Annotated in this window: 12 protein-coding genes; 6 read left to right on the top strand and 6 right to left on the bottom strand. The window is 64.3% G+C overall.

What is annotated here, in order from left to right:
- Positions 1-20 precede the first annotated feature (20 nt).
- Positions 21-1,607, top strand: coding sequence for a peptide chain release factor 3 (locus H6718_18935; protein ID MCB9587484.1), 1,587 nt, complete (start codon positions 21-23; stop codon positions 1,605-1,607).
- Positions 1,608-1,701: 94 nt separating this feature from the next.
- Positions 1,702-2,826: a TauD/TfdA family dioxygenase gene (locus tag H6718_18930; GenBank protein ID MCB9587483.1), complete on the top strand. Its 1,125-nt coding sequence runs from the start codon at positions 1,702-1,704 to the stop codon at positions 2,824-2,826.
- 4 nt (positions 2,827-2,830) lie between these two features.
- Here H6718_18930 and H6718_18925 read toward each other — a convergent pair whose 3' ends face one another.
- The 4 genes from H6718_18925 to H6718_18910 form a co-directional block, all read right to left on the bottom strand.
- The gene (locus H6718_18925) at positions 2,831-3,991 is read right to left on the bottom strand and encodes an NADH:flavin oxidoreductase (protein MCB9587482.1); all 1,161 of its coding nucleotides are present in this window, start codon (positions 3,989-3,991) and stop codon (positions 2,831-2,833) included.
- Positions 3,992-4,025: 34 nt separating this feature from the next.
- Positions 4,026-4,580: a nuclear transport factor 2 family protein gene (locus H6718_18920; protein MCB9587481.1), complete on the bottom strand. Its 555-nt coding sequence runs from the start codon at positions 4,578-4,580 to the stop codon at positions 4,026-4,028.
- A 76-nt stretch (positions 4,581-4,656) separates the two neighbouring features.
- Positions 4,657-6,297, bottom strand: a complete 1,641-nt coding sequence (locus H6718_18915) for an NAD(P)/FAD-dependent oxidoreductase (GenBank protein ID MCB9587480.1) — start codon at positions 6,295-6,297, stop codon at positions 4,657-4,659.
- 1 nt (position 6,298) lies between these two features.
- Positions 6,299-7,159, bottom strand: coding sequence for a CoA ester lyase (locus tag H6718_18910; GenBank protein MCB9587479.1), 861 nt, complete (start codon positions 7,157-7,159; stop codon positions 6,299-6,301).
- Between the two features lie 191 nt (positions 7,160-7,350).
- On the opposite strand from H6718_18910, the gene H6718_18905 reads away from it, so the two are divergent.
- The gene (locus H6718_18905) at positions 7,351-8,739 is read left to right on the top strand and encodes a serpin family protein (GenBank protein ID MCB9587478.1); all 1,389 of its coding nucleotides are present in this window, start codon (positions 7,351-7,353) and stop codon (positions 8,737-8,739) included.
- A complete protein-coding gene (locus tag H6718_18900) occupies positions 8,736-10,022 on the top strand; it encodes a serpin family protein (protein MCB9587477.1) in 1,287 nt (428 codons plus the stop codon). Before H6718_18905 ends, H6718_18900 begins: the two co-directional genes overlap by 4 nt.
- Positions 10,023-10,024: 2 nt before the next feature.
- Here H6718_18900 and H6718_18895 read toward each other — a convergent pair whose 3' ends face one another.
- Both H6718_18895 and H6718_18890 read right to left on the bottom strand, forming a co-directional pair.
- On the bottom strand, positions 10,025-12,127 hold the full coding sequence (locus tag H6718_18895; protein MCB9587476.1) for a hypothetical protein: 2,103 nt from the start codon (positions 12,125-12,127) through the stop codon (positions 10,025-10,027).
- Positions 12,128-12,192: 65 nt separating this feature from the next.
- A complete protein-coding gene (locus H6718_18890; protein ID MCB9587475.1) occupies positions 12,193-14,835 on the bottom strand; it encodes a hypothetical protein in 2,643 nt (880 codons plus the stop codon).
- 121 nt (positions 14,836-14,956) lie between these two features.
- On the opposite strand from H6718_18890, the gene H6718_18885 reads away from it, so the two are divergent.
- The gene (locus H6718_18885) at positions 14,957-15,379 is read left to right on the top strand and encodes a hypothetical protein (GenBank protein ID MCB9587474.1); all 423 of its coding nucleotides are present in this window, start codon (positions 14,957-14,959) and stop codon (positions 15,377-15,379) included.
- The gene (locus H6718_18880) at positions 15,376-16,143 is read left to right on the top strand and encodes a hypothetical protein (GenBank protein ID MCB9587473.1); all 768 of its coding nucleotides are present in this window, start codon (positions 15,376-15,378) and stop codon (positions 16,141-16,143) included. Before H6718_18885 ends, H6718_18880 begins: the two co-directional genes overlap by 4 nt.
- Positions 16,144-16,241 lie beyond the last annotated feature (98 nt).

Below are 16,241 nucleotides of genomic sequence, written 5' to 3'. Positions count from 1 at the left end.
GCTCGCCTGGCAGAGACGTCATGACCAAGCTCGAACAAGAAATTCAGAAACGGCGCACGTTCGCCATCATCAGCCATCCGGACGCCGGCAAGACGACGCTCACCGAGAAGCTCCTGCTCTTCGGTGGGGCGATCCAGATGGCCGGCGCCGTGAAAGCCCGCGGCGAGCAGCGCCGCGCGCGCTCGGACTGGATGAAGGTGGAACGCGAGCGAGGGATCTCCGTGACGTCCGCGGCGATGACCTTCGAGTACGGCGAAAAGACCTTCAACCTGCTGGATACGCCAGGCCACGAAGACTTCAGCGAGGACACCTATCGCACCCTCACCGCGGTGGACTCCGCTGTCATGGTGCTCGACGCCGCGAAGGGCATCGAGACCCAGACGCGCAAGCTGTTCGAGGTGTGTCGCCTCAGGGACATGCCCATCACGACGTTCATCAACAAGCTGGATCGCGAAGCGCGCGACGTACTCGAGCTATTGGACGAAGTGGAGCAGGATCTGCAGCTCGAGGTCACACCCGTCACCTGGCCCATCGGCATGGGGGACCGCTTCGCTGGCTACTACGACATCATCAACGATCGCATCGTGCTGATGGACAAGTCCGCGCGAGCGGTCGCCAGTGAAGGCAAGACCATCGAAGGCTTGGGCAACCCCGAGGCGGACAAGCTGCTCGACGAGCAGGTCCTGGCGCGTCTCCGCGAGGAAGTGGAGATGGCCAGAGGCTTGTGCAAGCCCTTCGAGCTCGAGCCGTACCTCGAAGGCAACTTGACGCCCGTGTTCTGTGGCAGCGCGCTGGTCAACTTCGGTGTCCGAGCGCTGCTCGATGGCCTGGCGCATCACGCGCCAAGCCCGCGCCCCCAGCCAACGAAGTCCCGCGAAGTCGATCCGAGCGAATCCAAGGTCAGCGCGTTCGTATTCAAGATCCAAGCGAACATGGACCCGAAGCACCGCGACCGCATCGCGTTCGTACGCGTCTGCTCCGGTCACTTCGAGCGCGGCGCGAAGCTCAAGCACGCCCGCACCGGCAAGGTGATGGCGATTCACAACCCCCTCACTTTCTTGGGTCAGGATCGGGAAATCGCCGAAGAAGCCTGGCCGGGTGACATCATCGGCGTGCCCAACCACGGAAACCTGCGCATCGGCGACACGCTGACTGAAGGCGAAGACATCGTGTTCACAGGCGTGCCGAGCTTCGCGCCGGAGCTCTTGCAGTCAGTGCGTGCGGAGGATCCCATGCGCAGCAAGCACCTCGGCCGCGCGCTGCTGCAGCTCGCGGAGGAGGGCGCCGCGCGCGTCTTCAAGACCACGATCGGCGGCAACTGGATCGTCGGCGTGGTCGGGTCGCTGCAGTTCGACGTGCTCGCCGATCGCATCCGTACGGAATATGAAATCCCCGTGCGCTTCGAGGGCACGTCCCTACACACCGCACGCTGGGTGGAGTGCGACGACAACCTCGAGCTGAAGCGCTTCATCGATAACAACCGCGGCGCTGGCGCCGAGGATCACGACGGCGCGCCGGTGTTCCTGGCGCGCAACAACTGGCACCTCGAGACGACTGAAAAAGAGTGGCCGAAGATCCGCTTCTTGAAGACCAAAGAACAGACCTGAGCCACGGTGCGGCTCGGCCGCAATCGCGCAGCCACTAAGCGGGCGCGCGAGGTTCGCTGCAAACCGCGGAGACAGGACACTTCGAGGGGGTAAGATGGCTCGTGCGTACAACTCGGTCACTCTGCAGACGCTTCACTACCTGATTCGTCCGCACACGGAGCTCCCCACGGGTCCAGTGGACGGCCCCGCCGCATGGCGCGGAGACGAGCTCGGAGCGCGAGAGGACTGGCTCGATCAGCTGAGTGAAGAGGACGTCGCCGAGCTCGAAGCGGCACTCGCCTACGCGAAAGAAACCCTGAAACCGCTCGCTGAATTGAGCCTGAGCGACTTCCCCCTGCCAGGCTTACAAACCAAGCTGCGGCACTGGCGCCGCGCGGTGCATGAGGGGTCCGGCGTCCAAGTGGTGCGCGGGCTGCCGGTCGAGCGCTGGAGCCAGGCGGACGCGGAGCTCGTGTTCTGGGCGCTCGGTCAGCACCTCGGGACACCTGGCGCGCAGAACAAGCGGGACGAGCTGCTCGGGCACGTCAAAGATCAGGGCGTCTCCTACGATGCGCCCGATGTGCGCGGCTATCAGACGAGCGCGGCGCTGAACTACCACTGCGACGCGGCAGATGCGGTGGGCTTGCTCTGCCTAAAGACCGCGAAGCGCGGCGGCCAGAGCCGTTTCGTGAGCTCTGTCAGCGTGTGGAATCGGCTCTGGGAAGAGCACCCGGGTTTCGCGCTCCGGCTCTTCGAAACCTTTCACTTCGACACGCGCGGCGATGGGGGCCTCGACTTCTTTCCCATCGAACCTTGCCGCTACTCCCAAGGCAAGCTCCGCACCTTCTATCATGGCGACTACTTCCGCACGGCAGAGCAGCAGCCCGGTGCACCGCAGCTGTCGCTGAAGGATCGCGAGCTCCTGGATGCATACGACGCCATCGCCAACGAGCCCGGGATGTACCTGGAGTACGACTTCGCACCCGGTGACATCCAGCTGTTGTCGAATCACACGGTGCTCCACGCCCGCACCGACTACGAGGACCATCCAGAAGCCGACAAAAAACGGCACCTCTTGCGGCTTTGGCTGTCGTTCGACGACGAGCGTCCACGGCCGCACCGCTCGCAATTGACCCAGGGTGCCCGGCTACTCGGTGCCCTCGCCCGCGGACGCGCACGGAAGCAGGCCAAACGCTCCCTCGGTAAGCTCCGCTCGAAGCTCCCGAAGCGCAGTCGTTAGCAGCTCAGTAGAGCGTCGCCTTCATCTCGTTTTGAAAGCCGACGATCTCCTGCGCGCGACCGCTGGTGAGCTTGGTCAGCCACTCCGCATCGGCCAGGAGCGCGCGCCCGACGGCGATCAAGTCGAACTCCCCAGCGCCCAGACGCTCGAGGAGCGGCTCGATGGACGCTTGCTCCGTCGCCGCGCCCACGTTGGTGCGGAAGAAGTCCGTATCGAGCCCGACGGAGCCCACGGAGATGGTGGGTTTCCCCGTGAGCTGCTTGGTCCAGCCAGCCAAGTTCAGCTCAGAGCCTTCGAACTCAGGCTGAAAGTAGCGCCGCGTGCTGCAGTGGAAGATATCTACTCCCGCATCGACCAGGGGCGTAAGCCAGCGCTCGAGCTCTGCCGGTGACTCCACCAGCCTGTCGCGGTAGCCGCCGAGCTTCCACTGGCTGAAGCGGAAAATCAGCGGGAAGTCAGGCGGCACCTCTTTCCGTGCGGCTTTGAGGATCTCTGCCGCGAAGCGCGTCCGCGCCACGAAGTCGCCGCCCCAGCCATCGGTGCGCTGGTTGGTCTTGTCCCAGAAGAACTGGTCGATCAGGTAGCCATGGGCGCCGTGAAACTCCGCGGCGTCGCAACCAATGCGCACGGCGTCTGCCGCGCCCCCCGCGAAGGCGGAGATGATGTCAGCGATCTCCGACTCACTCAACGCATGGGGCAGCTCCGCGTCGCTACTGCCGCCGAGCACGCCGGCTCCGGGGTGAGCAACGGCGCTGGGCGCGACGCCGCCGACGCTCGGATCCGGCGGCATTCCCAGTTGACGCACGCTTCCGCAGTGCCAGAGCTGCGGGGCGAACTTGCCGCCGGCCGCGTGCACCTGGCTTACCACGCGTTGCCATCCAGCAAGGGCAGATTCCCCATGGAAAAATGGCACATCGGGGTAGCCGCTCGCTGCTGGATGGTCGATGAGCGTGCCCTCGCTGATGATCAGCCCAACGCCACCCAGGGCTCGGCGCTCGTAGTACGCCGCGACGTCGGCGCCCGGGATATTTCCCGGTGAGAAGTTGCGCGTCATCGGCGCCATCGCGAGGCGATTCTTGAGCGACAGCGAGCCGAGCTCGAACGGCTGCAGGAGCGGCGCGAGTGCCTCGGGGCTGGGTCCGGCGGTAGCAGTGTCCTGCGTCATGCGAGCCTCCCCTCACCCCCAAAAGAAGGGACGACTAGAGAGCTGCAGGCTTGCGCGCAGCGTGATGGGGGTGATCCCAAAAGCTCTCTGGGCCACGGGTCCACTCCGGGCCGGTTTTTTCGGGGGAGAGGTCCCACGCAAGACGCGTGCGACGCTCTGGGTGCCTTGGGTCGTGAGCTTTGCACAGCTCCTTGTACTCCTTGAGCGAGCTCATCGCGAGCTTCATGGCCCAGAAGTCCTCCTCCATCGAGAAGCGACCGTCTCCCGCGTATTGCAGGATGGTGATGCCCGGGAAGTCGAGTGGCGCGCCGCCACCGGGGCGGTCGCGACGATTTTGCATATAGAAAACCACCCGACCACTTGGGTCGACGGTGTGCCACTCGTACACGCCGTAGATCGACGTGTACTCCTCCATCAACGGCTTGATCCAGGCGCGCACCGCTTCACGGCCGTGCATGTCGCCGAGCATGCGCTCCTTGTACTCCACGTCTTCGGTGAAGCACTCGCACCAGGCGTCCCAATCCTCGCGGATCATGCCGCACTGCCAGTAGTTCCTGAACGCAGCCTCGATCTCCCCGACATCGAACATGTCTGGGAGGGTACGAGAGGCGCGCCTCGAGACCGACGGTTTTCGCCGCCGAGGAACCAGTCAAAGAGAGCGCGGCTCAGATCAGGTGCAAGTACACACGAGGGTCGAGGGTCGCCGCCGTCAACATCCCGGTGGTCATGGCGCCCACCACGCCAAGGGACGCGATGTCGACGCCCGAGAGGTAGAAACCCTTGAGCGGAGTGCGCGTGCGCAACTTGCGACAGGTGAAGCGCGCCGGGGTCGCTGCGAGGCCGTAGATGGCCCCTTGGCTCGCCGCGGTGAAGTGCTGCGTGGTGAGCGGCGTGCTGAGTTCGCAGTAGACCATCAGCTCCATCAGCTCGGGCATGCGCTCCTTCAGGTGCGCAACCAAGCGCTCTTCGATCTCGCGCTTGAGCTCTTCATACGCATCGGGGCGCTTGAAGAGTTCACTCTCGAGGTAGGGCGTGAACAAGTCCCAGTCGACAAACGTGACGCACTCGCCAGTGTGCTTCTGCTTCGGTCCCGCGTCGTAGAGCGGGTCCTTCAGCGAAGGAAACGAGCAGTAGAGGATCGGCGCCTTGGAGTCCTTGTCGGTCAGGTCCCAGAGACGATCCTCGTTGTCCCAGGTCTCGAAGAACCAGCGGTTGCTGCTCGCGGCCCCTGCCGCGCGGATATCGCCTTGGAAGCCGATGTTGAGGCAGATGTAGGGCGGCGAGTCAGGTAACGCCAGGATCTCCTTCGCGTAGTCACTCTCCCGGAGCGACTTCGGAGCGAGCCTCTTCAGCGTGGTCTTCGCGCCGGCGGCACTGACCACCACCGGAGCACGCACGCGGGTGCCGTCTTCCATCACGACACCGACGGCGCGCCCCTGCTCGACCAAGATGTTGCGCACGCTCGCCTTCACCAGCGTGCGACCGCCGGCCTGGTTGACGATGTTCAACAGCTGAGCCGCGAACTCCTTGGAGCCGCCCTTCGGGTAGTAGGCGCCGTTCCAGAAGTGGCTGTGGGTCAGCGCGTGGATCGGAAACGCCGACTCGTTGGGCGTGCTGCCGTAGTAGCCCCAGTGCAACGTCAGCACCGTGCGCAGCTTGCCCTCGACCCCGCAAGCGTCCAGGACCTCGGAGGTGGTGAGCTCCCACCAGTCAAAGGGGCTCTTCTCGCCTTTGAGGAGCTTCGCGCCAAACAGCGTGTCGAGTACCTTGCGCCCGGCGCCTTCCACGCCTTCAGGGAAGCTCTTCATCGCGAAGAAGAGCAGCGCCGCTTGCGACGCCTCATGCACTGCCGCGAGGTAACGCTCAAGGGCTGCGTCCTGCTCCGGGAAGGCTTCTTTCAGTTGAGCGACATAGCGCGCCCGGCTCTCGGGTAGCCCCCAGTCGAAGCCGTCGAAGAAGCTGAAGCGGTCGTAGGGATCGCCGAGCGACACCATCTCCACTTTGCCGCCGGTGAGCCAGCGCAGCATCTTTCCCGGTACATCTTGCTCGCGCATCTCGCCAATGGCGTGCACGCCCGCGTCCCACACGAAGCCCTTGCGAGCGAAGCTGTGGGTGAAGCCGCCAGCCACGTAGTGCTGCTCGAGCACCAGCACCTTCCAGCCGTAGTGCGCGAGCGAAGCAGCGCAGGACATGCCGCCCATGCCGCTGCCGATCACGATGGCGTCCCAAGGCCCGGCTAGGACGTCGCTCTCGGAGTCGTAGTTCTCGTAGACGCGCTTGCCGTCGATGGTCGGGATGGCGCTCATCTCAGCCGATCGCTTCCGCAAGCGCCACGAGACGACGCGCGCTCTCAGCGTGAAGGTTCTCCACCAGCTTGCCGTCAACGAGCACTACGTTCTTGCCCTCGGCGACTGCCGCTTCGTACGCCGCGATCACCTTGCGCGCGTGGTCTACGGCTTCAGCGCTGGGCGCGAACACCTCGTTGCACGGCTCCACCTGCTTCGGGTGAATCAACGTCTTGCCGTCGAAGCCGAGCTCGAGGCCCTGCACGCAGCTCTCTTTGAACCCGTCCGCGTCGTTCAAATCCAGGTACACGCCGTCCAGGATGGCCAGATCATAAGCGCGCGCCGCCAAGAGGCAGATCCCCAAGGAAGTGATCATCGGCAGCCGCATCGCCGTGTGCTGAGCGTGCAAGTCCTTCGTCAGATCACTGGTACCCATCACGAAGCAGCCGACCAGCGGATGTGCCGAGGCGATCTCTTTGGCATTCAAGATCCCGAGAGGCGTCTCGAGCATGCACCAGATGCGGGTGCGCGCGTCGGCGCCCGCCATCAGCCCGACGGCTTGCTCGATCTGAGCACGAGTCTCCACCTTGGGCAGCAAGATGGCGTCACACGGCACCTTCGCCGCGGCCTTCACATCGTCTTGACCCCACTCGGTGTCGAGACCGTTCACCCGGATGATCAGCTCACGCTTACCGTAGCCACCTTCCTTCACCGCCGCGCACACCTGCTCCCGCGCCTCGAGCTTCTTGTCGGGCGCGGTGGCGTCCTCCAAGTCCAAGATCAAACCGTCGGCCGGAAGGCTCTTGGCCTTCTCCAGTGCGCGGGCGTTTGAGCCTGGCATGTAAAGAACACTGCGACGCGGAACGATCTTGGGAGCGGTCATGGGGCGGAATCCAAGCACAAAACCCCGTGAGGGCAAAGGCGCAGGGCTCGAGTGCAGCTGGCGCCCTGAGTGCAAACCGCAACACGGGGCGATCCTCCGAAAAAAGCTCGCTTGTAGGACCGAATCACGACGTCGACCGTCCAATCCCTCCGCCCGGTCGCGACCAGGCGTTCTTTTCCTGGAGGATCTACTTGAACATTCGCCCCCTCGCTCTGACTGGCCTGCTCTTCGCGTGCGCTGGCAGCCCAGCGGCGCCACCTCCGAGAGCCGCAGAGCTACCGGAGACAGCAAGCAGTCAGCCGACGGTGAGCACTGTCGTCCCTTCACCAGAGCCCGCGCCGGAGCAATCAGCAATTCCACCCGAGGCTCCCTCACCCCCGACCGCGCCTCCACCTCCGCCCCCCTTGGACCTGGACGCGGCGTGGACGGCCAGCCCGAGCTGTGAGCAGCCCGACCTCGCGAATGTGCAGGCCGCCGTCCACTCCAATAGCGCGTTCGCGCTCGCGCTCTACGGCAAGCTAGCTGACCGCGAGGGAAACCTCGTGTTCTCTCCTTCGAGCATCACCCTCGCGCTCAGCATGCTGCTCAATGGGGCGAGAGGTGACACCGCGCGAGAGCTGGTCGACACCCTCGCCGTGTCTCAGCCGGTAGCGGAGCACCACGCGGCAGTGGGTGGGCTATCGCGGTGCTACTCCAAGCCCCAGCACAACCCGTATCAATTCTTTACGGCGAACCGCATGTTCGGCGCCAAGACGCTCAAGCTGCAGCAGGGCTTCGGTGACGCGCTCAAGCAGTACAAGGCCCCCGTCGAGCTGGTCGACTTCGCTCACGCACCCGACCCCAGTCGCAAGCACATCAACCGCTGGGTCGCGACCCAGACGCGACAGAACATCAAGGAGATCCTGCCGGATGGCAGCATCTCGACGCAGACCTCGGCGGTGATCGTCAATACCATCTACTTCAAGGGCTTCTGGCAGCACCCATTTTCCAAGCAGAAAACAGAAATCCAGCCGTTTCACGCCCCGACGAGCGACGTAGACGTCCCGTTGATGACGCTGAAGAAGCGCTTCAAGTACGCAGCAACGTCCAGCGCACAGCTGGTCGAGCTACCGTACAAGGGCGATCGCTTCGCCATGACGCTGATCGTTCCCAAGGCCACCTATGGCCTCACCAAGCTGATGCGGGGCCTCGACGAAGCGACCTTGGGGACTTGGCTAGGACGCCTCACGCCCCAGACGGTGTCCGTCTACCTGCCGCGCTTCGACGTCAAACCGGTCAGCAATGGCTCGCTCAAGCCCGCGCTCAAGGCCCTTGGCCTGCAGCGAGTCTTCGACTCCAGCGAGGCGGACTTCAGCGCCCTCGGAGACGCCGGATACTTCGTAGACGACGTGTTTCACCAAGCGACCGTCCAGGTCGACGAGCTGGGCACCGTCGCAACCGCTGCGACGGGGCTCGGACTCGCTCGGGTTTCGCCGTACAGCGATCCCGTCGTACGCGCCGATCACCCCTTCCTGTTTCTGATTCGAGATACCCAGACTGGCTTCGTCCTCTTCATGGGACGCGTGGAGGATCCCCGTTGAGAAACTTGCACCGGCTACAGCTGCTTCCTTTCGCAGTCTCTTTGCTGCTGGGTTGCTCCACCACCCCTGAACCTCGCGCCCCGGTCGATGCTTCGAAAACCACTGAGGCCAACCCGGAGTTCGACCCAGCCCCCGCCTGCGCGGTGCCGCCGCCGAAAGACGTGAGCGAGATGGCGGCCGCCACGAATGCATTCGGCTTCGACCTCTATCGGCAGCTACCCGAAGGCGACGACAACCTCGCCATCTCTCCCGCAAGCATCGGCATCACGCTGAACATGCTGCGGGTTGGAGCTCGAGATGCTACCGCGCGGCAACTCGAGCAGGCGCTGCATGTGGCCCTGCCGGAGGGCCGCAGCCACGCAGCGCTAGGCGGCCTCGCAGAGTGCTATGGCAAGCCCGAGGCGCAGCAGCCGTATGAGCTGTTGATGAGCAATCGCCTCTTCGTGCACCGTGAATCTCACCTCCGCTCGGACTTCCAAGCCACCCTGCAGAAGTACGCAGCGAGCGCCGAGGCAGTCGACTTCGTGGGCGCGACAGAGGTCTCGCGACAGCACATCAACAGCTGGGTAGCGGAGCAAACGCAGCAACACATCCGTGACCTGATGCCAAAGGACGGCGTGACTTCGGACACCCGCTTGGTGCTGACCAACGCAGTCTACTTCAAGGGCAAATGGCAGACGGCGTTTCCACACGGTTCAACCCTGGACCAGCCGTTCAAGACGCCGCGCGGAGAGAAACAAGTTCCCACCATGGCGCTGAACGCGCGGCTGAAGTACGCCGAAACCAGCGCTCTGCAGCTCGTCGAACTGCCCTATCAAGGCGAACGCTTCAGCATGACGCTGCTCGTCCCGAAGCAGCCGGGCAGTCTCCAGCAGCTCACCGAGGACCTCAACGGTGAAGCGCTCGACGGATGGCTCGGTGAGGCAACGGACACGAAGGTCCGGCTCTGGCTACCCCGCTTCACGATCAAGCCGAACGGCTCGGTCAAGCTCAAGGGGCCGCTGCGGGCGCTTGGCGTCGTCGACGCGTTCGAACGCCGAGCCAACTTGAGCGGGATCTTCGGCGACCAACCCTATGCCGTCAGCGACGTCTACCATCAGAGCTTCATCGAGGTGAACGAGGAGGGTACCGAGGCCGCCGCCGCTACGGGGGCCGGCATCGTGCGCCTCTCACTACCGCCTCAGCAACCAGAAATCCGCGCGGATCACCCGTTTCTGTTCTTGATCCGCGATGTGCACACCGGCTTCATCCTGTTCATGGGTCAGGTTACGGATCCAACCTAACGCTACTGGATTGAGCTGAGATCGATGCTGAACTCCGCCGTGACGAACACCGGCGGGGTCCCGATCGGCGCCTGCACCGTCACTCGCTGACCGCCTTCGAACGCCTCTCCGGTCAGCGCATGCTTCCAGGTACCGGGAGGCAAATACACCTCTCGACTGCTGGCGCCTTCGGTCACCACCGGCGCGACCAGCACGCGTTCACCCAGCATGAACTCGTCGCTGATCGCGCGACTGCCTGCATCCTCGGGGAATTGCATGGCCAGCGCGCGAATGCTGGGTATTGACGTTGCCTCGCTCTCGGCCGCCAGGCGCTCGAACTCCGGGCGCAGTGCCTGGTGGATCAGCACGAAGCGCTTGAAGTGGGCGATCGTCTCCGCATCGCTGTCCCAAGCCCAGTTCTCGAGCTTCTTGTTTCCCTGGTGCGTGCGCATGATGGGCGTGAAGGCGCCGAGCTCCGTCCAACGCAGAAACAGCTCCTTGGTGCGGGGTCCGCCGCTGAAGCCGGCGATGTCGTGGGTGACATACGGCACACCCGAGAGCCCGAAGTTGATCAGCGCCGGCACCACCGTCGGCAAGCCGTCCGTCGGCTTGAAGTCGCACTCTTGATCGCCGATCCAGTGGATCTGACTCACCTGTTGCACGCCGGGGAAGCCCGAACGCCCAAACACCGCGAAGTCGCCGTTCGGTCGCTCTTCGTCCATCACCTCGCGCCACAGCCGGTGCCACTCGATGGGGTAGCGGTTGTGCGCCACGAGGGGGTCGCTGCCGTCACTGAGCACCGCGTTCAGCGGCAGCCACTCCCCGAAATCCGCCATCCAACCGTCATGGCCGTCCCTCACCATCTGGCGCAGATAGCCCTTGACGTATTGCCGCGCGGCATCGTTCGTGAGGTCCGGCATGGAAGCGGTACCGTTCGGCGCGATGGGCGTGAAGGTGTTGCCGTCCGCGTCGTGTATCAAGAGACCCTGGGCATCCATTTCGTCGAAGTGGTTCAGGTTCTTCGGCACGAAAGGATTCGCGTAGCTCAAGAAGCGGTAACCCCGGTCGTGAAGGCCCGCGATCATGCCGGGCAAATCCGGATACAGCGTGTCGTCGGCCGTCCAGCGGTAGTTCACGCCGAAGCCGCCATCGAGGTTCTGGCGGATCCCCGTCCAGTCCTGCACCCAGAAGGCGCCCGCAGGGATCCCCGCGGATTCAATCGCGTCGACGTCCGCCAGCACTTGGTCGCGGCCGCCTTGAGATCCCACCCACAGGTCGTACGCCCAGCTCGGCGGCGCCGTGGGGCGCCCAACCTCTTCGCTCAGCGCCTCGATCACCCGGGGCATGGTCGGGCCGTGCAGGACCAGGAGATCGAGGGGCTCACCGCTCTCGACCTCGATCCAAGCGACGTCAGGGTCCGACTGACACAAGTCGAGCAAGCTGCGGTGATCCGTGCGCCAGTACACGCCGAACCCTCGGGCGTCGACGAAGTACGGCATAGGGAAGTAGGTCGTGTGGGGTCCGCCATTCGTGAAGCCGTACGGCTTTTCGGGGTCACGACCGATGCCTTGCTCGCGCACGAACAGGTCAAAGGCTTCTCCTCGCTGGTCGATGGCGTTGTACTGACCGCCGAAGCCGTAGAAGGAGGCCTCTGGCGTGCACACGATGGGTAACGCCAGAGAATCGTACCCGGCGCTCAGCTCGACACGTATCCGCGTGGTACCGAGGCGCTCTTCGCTGAAATGAACGGTGCCGGCGAGCGCTTCCTCCCCCCCAAACCCGCTCGAGGCACGCAGCGGGATCAGCACTTCACCACCGAGGGCGACGACGCCACCGACGTCGTACTCGAGTTGCACGGCTTGTTCGTTGTCGCGGTTGAAGGTGAAGAGCGCCGTTGACCCCTGGAAGCTCCAGTCGAAGCGCCTCGCGATGGGCCCTTGGCTCGCGAGTTCGACGAGATCGCGGTCGCCGACGGAAACCACCACAGAGCCGCCGCGATCAGGTGTTACTTTGGCGTCGCCGACCTCGAATGTTTTGGGGGTGAGGTCGCCCTCGTCGTCACCGGAACAGGCAATCAACGACAGCGTGAGAAAAGCCAGCGAGATTCCGAACAGAAGCGTCCGCACAGCGGACAATTTATCAAGCGCTCATACCCCCGGCCACATCGAACCCGGTTCCAAAGGGCGCGGCGCTAGCCGCAGCTGTAGCGGTGCGCAAACCAGTGGCGGAACGCTTCCATGCGCTCCCGTTGCTCGTCCGGTGCGTTGGCCTTGCAGCTCTTGGCCTCTTCCGAACCTTCAGGCGCACCCCAGCGACGCTCGGGGCAATCGTTGGGGTTCCAGCCGAGTTCGAGGTTGGTCGCGCGCTGGAGCACATCGAACAGGCTCAGCTGCTGCGTGGTGCCGTCGCTCTTGGTGTAGCTGATATGGCGCGCGCGGCTCCACGCTTCATGCAGTCGCGCGAGGTGCTTTCGCAGTACATCGGGCTGAGGCGCGACGCGAATGACCTGCTCTGGAAAGTCGCGCAGCGCGTCGATGCCGACCAGCAGTCGTAGGTCGCGGCAGGGCGTGCTCAGCGCCTCCCAGGGACCCGTGGTGCGGAAGATCGCCTGGCCGCGCGGCATATCGATGGTCTCATTAGGATTTCTGCGCAGATATTCTTGGGCCAGCTCGATCTCTTTGACGCGCTGCTTGAGCTGACGATGCAGGGCCCGATGGAGCTCCTTGTACGCCAGCACGGGGCTCAAGGGCTCCGGGTTGATCAGTTGCTCCATGCGTCCATAGAAGCCGGGGGCGTCGAAGCCCTCCTGCTCAGGGCTGTAGTTGGAGTAGCCTCGCGCAACAGAGACTTCCCAGTTCGAGAGCAAGTCGAGGCGATCCGGCTCTCCGTCGTGGCCTTCTTGGATCACGATGGGCCGAAACGCCTTGAAGCCGTGGCCGTCGATCTTACCGAGGGGCGAGAACAGGAAGTTGCCGCGCCAGAAGCGCTTGATGTTGATGGTCTCGTCGGGCTGCGCGTCCACTGCGAGCAGCACGCCCGCTTGCTCCTTGGTCTGCGGCTGCCACTTCACCAAGGTGTAGGTGTGTCCGTAGGGATCCGAATACACGGTGCCCGGCCGCAACGCTTCGCGGGTAAGCGGCACCGGATACAAGTCGGTGACGCTATCGGCGAAGTCCGTGCGCAGGCTGCGCGCGTTGATCTCGTTCTTCACCAGCGCCAAAAAGCGCGTCATTTCGCGAGTCGGCGGGTCCCGCGGCTCCGTCAAACGGATGAACGGCACCTTGCGCTCGGGCTTGCGCGCTTGCTCTGGGTCGCCAGCGTCAGCGCCAGCGTCCGTCGTGGTGGCAAGCGCCCCAGCGTCAGCAAGCTTGGGTGTTGCGTCGTCTTCAGCCTTGGCGAGCTTGGCCTGCTTGGGCTTCTTCTCAGGCTCCGGCGCGACGCCTTCGTTGGTGGTCCAATCGGCGCACTTCGGCGCGCCAGTGAGGCTGCCAAAGCGGCAGCGGTGGTAACCAAACGGGAGCGAGAGCTTCCACGCGAAGTAGGCTCGAAAGAAGTGCGGACCGTCGGCGCAGTCGGGGGTCATGTTGAGTGCGTTGGGCCCCTTGCCCGAATCTTCCGCGAGGCCCAGGTGGTCGAACAAGATGTTGCGATCTGCCTCCTGAGTGACGCTGTGAAAGCCGTGCCAGGTCGTGGCCTCTGGAGCATCGAACAGCGTACTAATCCACACGGAATAGAGGTTCTCGTAGTCTCGATCCCAGCTCCTACGGGTGGGCCACACCTCGCCTTCGGTTTGTGGGCGGGGCGCCGTACGGCCCTTGACCGCGAAGCGCTGGCAAAGGGGTGCTTCGCTGCCGCCCCGTAGCCTGACGCGGTAGCTGCCACGATCGAGCTTCGCTTTGCCAACCCAGTAATACGGCGGCCCCCCACCGTGCTGCGCTAGCTCGAGTTTGACCTCACCCCCATCCGCGCGGATCAAATCAAGGGCCGCACCGGAGCGCGCCGTCTCGCTCACCGCGATCACCCGGAAGGCTTCGCCGTTTTCCGGTTGTTCGGGAGAGAAGAAGACGCGCGTACCTCCACCGGCGGGAACTGGCAGCGAGCAGCTCGGGTCGCCGAGATCGCCTTTCAACTCGTCGGGCTTGAAGCGGCGTTTGAGCTTGCGTCGCGCGTAGTTCAGGAACGCATCGCCCAAGTAGGCGTGGTCGGCGATGGCCTGCTGTGCGGCGTCCACATCGCGGTTGAACAAGCCAACTTCGACGCGGTGCAGTGCCGCCTCACGTCGAGCCGTCGGCGCTGCCGAGCGCATACGCGTGCGCAGCGCCTTGACCATGAACTCGTCCTTGCACACGATGCATTCCGCGAGGTAACGGTCGGCGCGCTGCTCCATGCCTTCAGCGACGAGCACCTGTTCAGGACTGCAGCTCGCGACGCGATACGGCCAGTTCTGGGCGGCTGGCACCTGGCTCACCAAGCACGGCGCGAGCAGCTCGTCGTGGCGCGCTTCGAGTTCAGCACGCTTCGCGTGCTCTGGATGGGCCTTGATGAACGCACGCAGGTCCTCGACGCTCGCGTCCGTGCCTGGCAGGCGGTCCTTGGGTGGCGCCTCGGGGTTGGGGCGCCAGATCGCGGGGTCCAGTTGCTCCTTGGGGTCCGCTGCCGCGGCCTGCTCGCCTTCGTCCGCGTCCGCGCTGGCGGAAGGCGCCGCCGACACCGCGGGCGTCGCTCCCACACTGGGCTTGCGATCGCAGGCCGTCAGGCCCAGCCCGATGGCCAACGCCGCAAGACGCGCCAAGACGCGAAACCAGGCTAAATCCAGGGACGCGGCGGCTTCCATGGGGGAAGAACGCGGAGACGCCTTCGCTCCATCGGGCGAGTGCGTCACGGCCCCCGAACGGGGCACTCTGGCTGGCGTCTGAAGCATTCAAATTCGGCCGTAGCGGTGCTAGAGCACGGCTATGCAGCGTAGTCCTGAGGTTGTCACTGCCAATTCCACGTCCCGGCGCCAAGTCGGACTCGTGATTTCGTTCCTGATCGCAGCGGGCCTGGTCGCGGCGCCCTTGGTCACCACGAGCGAGAGCCAGGCAGCTGAGGCGGACGTGAGCGCTGCTGTTGCCGCACCCGAGGCCGCGCCGCAGCTTGCGGAAGAGGTCACCCACAAGGCGAAGAAGCTCGAGTCCCCCGATGGCGACTGCTTCGAGTGGAAGTACCCGAACAAGCCCGAGTGTGGCTCGCTGGCGGGGAAGACCGAGTGCAAGGCCGAGCCATCGATCAACACCCTCGAGAAGGACGAAGCCAAGCGCAAGGCGTGTGGCGTCGAAGAAGGCGCTGAGTGCTTCTGCGGTGAGGACGATGAGGATGACGACGACGACGATGAATGATCGTCACGCAGGTCGAAGCTGACCGATCGGGTACAGGGCTGCTGCTGATCTACACAGGCGGCTCACTCAAACAGGCGGCTGATCCGGAACAGGATCAGCCGTTTTTGCTTTGGACGCATCGCCAAACGCGGAAGAGCGTCGTCGGGAGCGTGTTAGGGTTTGGGATCATGGGGGGGATCGGGGAAAGCCCGTTCAAGGTGAAGGGCGTCGCGTATGCGGGCGCCCTCGAGTTCTACGATGCCGAAGTCGAGGGGGGTTCACGCGCCGTGCTCGAGCGACTGGAACCGGAGCTGCGCGGGTTCGCCTCCCAGCGCTTCCTGCCGAGCGGCTGGTACGACATCTTTCCGTTCTTGGAGCTAGACCGCGCCGCAGCGCATCTCAGCGGCACGACGCTGGACAACATCGCGCGCCGCGCGTCGGAGTGGCAGGCGCGGCGTGAGCTGCAAGGGATCTACAAAGTCTTCGTGAAGCTGCTGGGCGCGAGCCACGCCGCGAACGTGTTTGGGCGCTTGATGGGCCAGTATTACAACTTCGGGCAACACAAACTGGTGCCACACGGAAAGACCGAAGTGTACTTTGAGATCGGCGGCTGCCCGTCAGAGCTTGCCACTTGGCTACCCACGGTGATCCTCGCATATGTTCGTACCTTGCTCGAACTGGCAGGCGCGAAAGAGGTAGCGCCGACTCGCGTCGAGAGCACCCCAGATGGCAGCTTCGAGGGCTATCCGCTGGTCAAGCTCGAGGCGCGACTGCGGTGGAAGTAGCCGAGAGCGCGCAGCGAGCCGAACAACGCAGTCTGCGATCTGAAGATCGACGACACGAAGAGGTCGATCAGCAGCCACATCCGCGCGCGGACTGGGTC

The organism is Polyangiaceae bacterium, assembly GCA_020633205.1.
Lineage (GTDB): Bacteria > Myxococcota_A > Polyangia > Polyangiales > Polyangiaceae > JAHBVY01.
This window is presented reverse-complemented; position numbering and strand designations above follow the sequence as displayed.

Excerpts from the sequence above, each read along its gene's own strand:
- H6718_18915 (MCB9587480.1), bottom strand. The coding sequence starts at position 6,297 with ATGAGCGCCATCCCGACCATCGACGGCAAGCGCGTCTACGAGAACTAC.
- H6718_18910 (MCB9587479.1), bottom strand. The coding sequence starts at position 7,159 with ATGACCGCTCCCAAGATCGTTCCGCGTCGCAGTGTTCTTTACATGCCA.
- H6718_18880 (MCB9587473.1), top strand. The coding sequence starts at position 15,376 with ATGATCGTCACGCAGGTCGAAGCTGACCGATCGGGTACAGGGCTGCTG.
- H6718_18890 (MCB9587475.1), bottom strand. The coding sequence starts at position 14,835 with ATGGAAGCCGCCGCGTCCCTGGATTTAGCCTGGTTTCGCGTCTTGGCG.
- H6718_18920 (MCB9587481.1), bottom strand. The coding sequence starts at position 4,580 with ATGTTCGATGTCGGGGAGATCGAGGCTGCGTTCAGGAACTACTGGCAG.
- H6718_18885 (MCB9587474.1), top strand. The coding sequence starts at position 14,957 with ATGCAGCGTAGTCCTGAGGTTGTCACTGCCAATTCCACGTCCCGGCGC.
- H6718_18930 (MCB9587483.1), top strand. The coding sequence starts at position 1,702 with ATGGCTCGTGCGTACAACTCGGTCACTCTGCAGACGCTTCACTACCTG.
- H6718_18935 (MCB9587484.1), top strand. The coding sequence starts at position 21 with ATGACCAAGCTCGAACAAGAAATTCAGAAACGGCGCACGTTCGCCATC.
- H6718_18925 (MCB9587482.1), bottom strand. The coding sequence starts at position 3,991 with ATGACGCAGGACACTGCTACCGCCGGACCCAGCCCCGAGGCACTCGCG.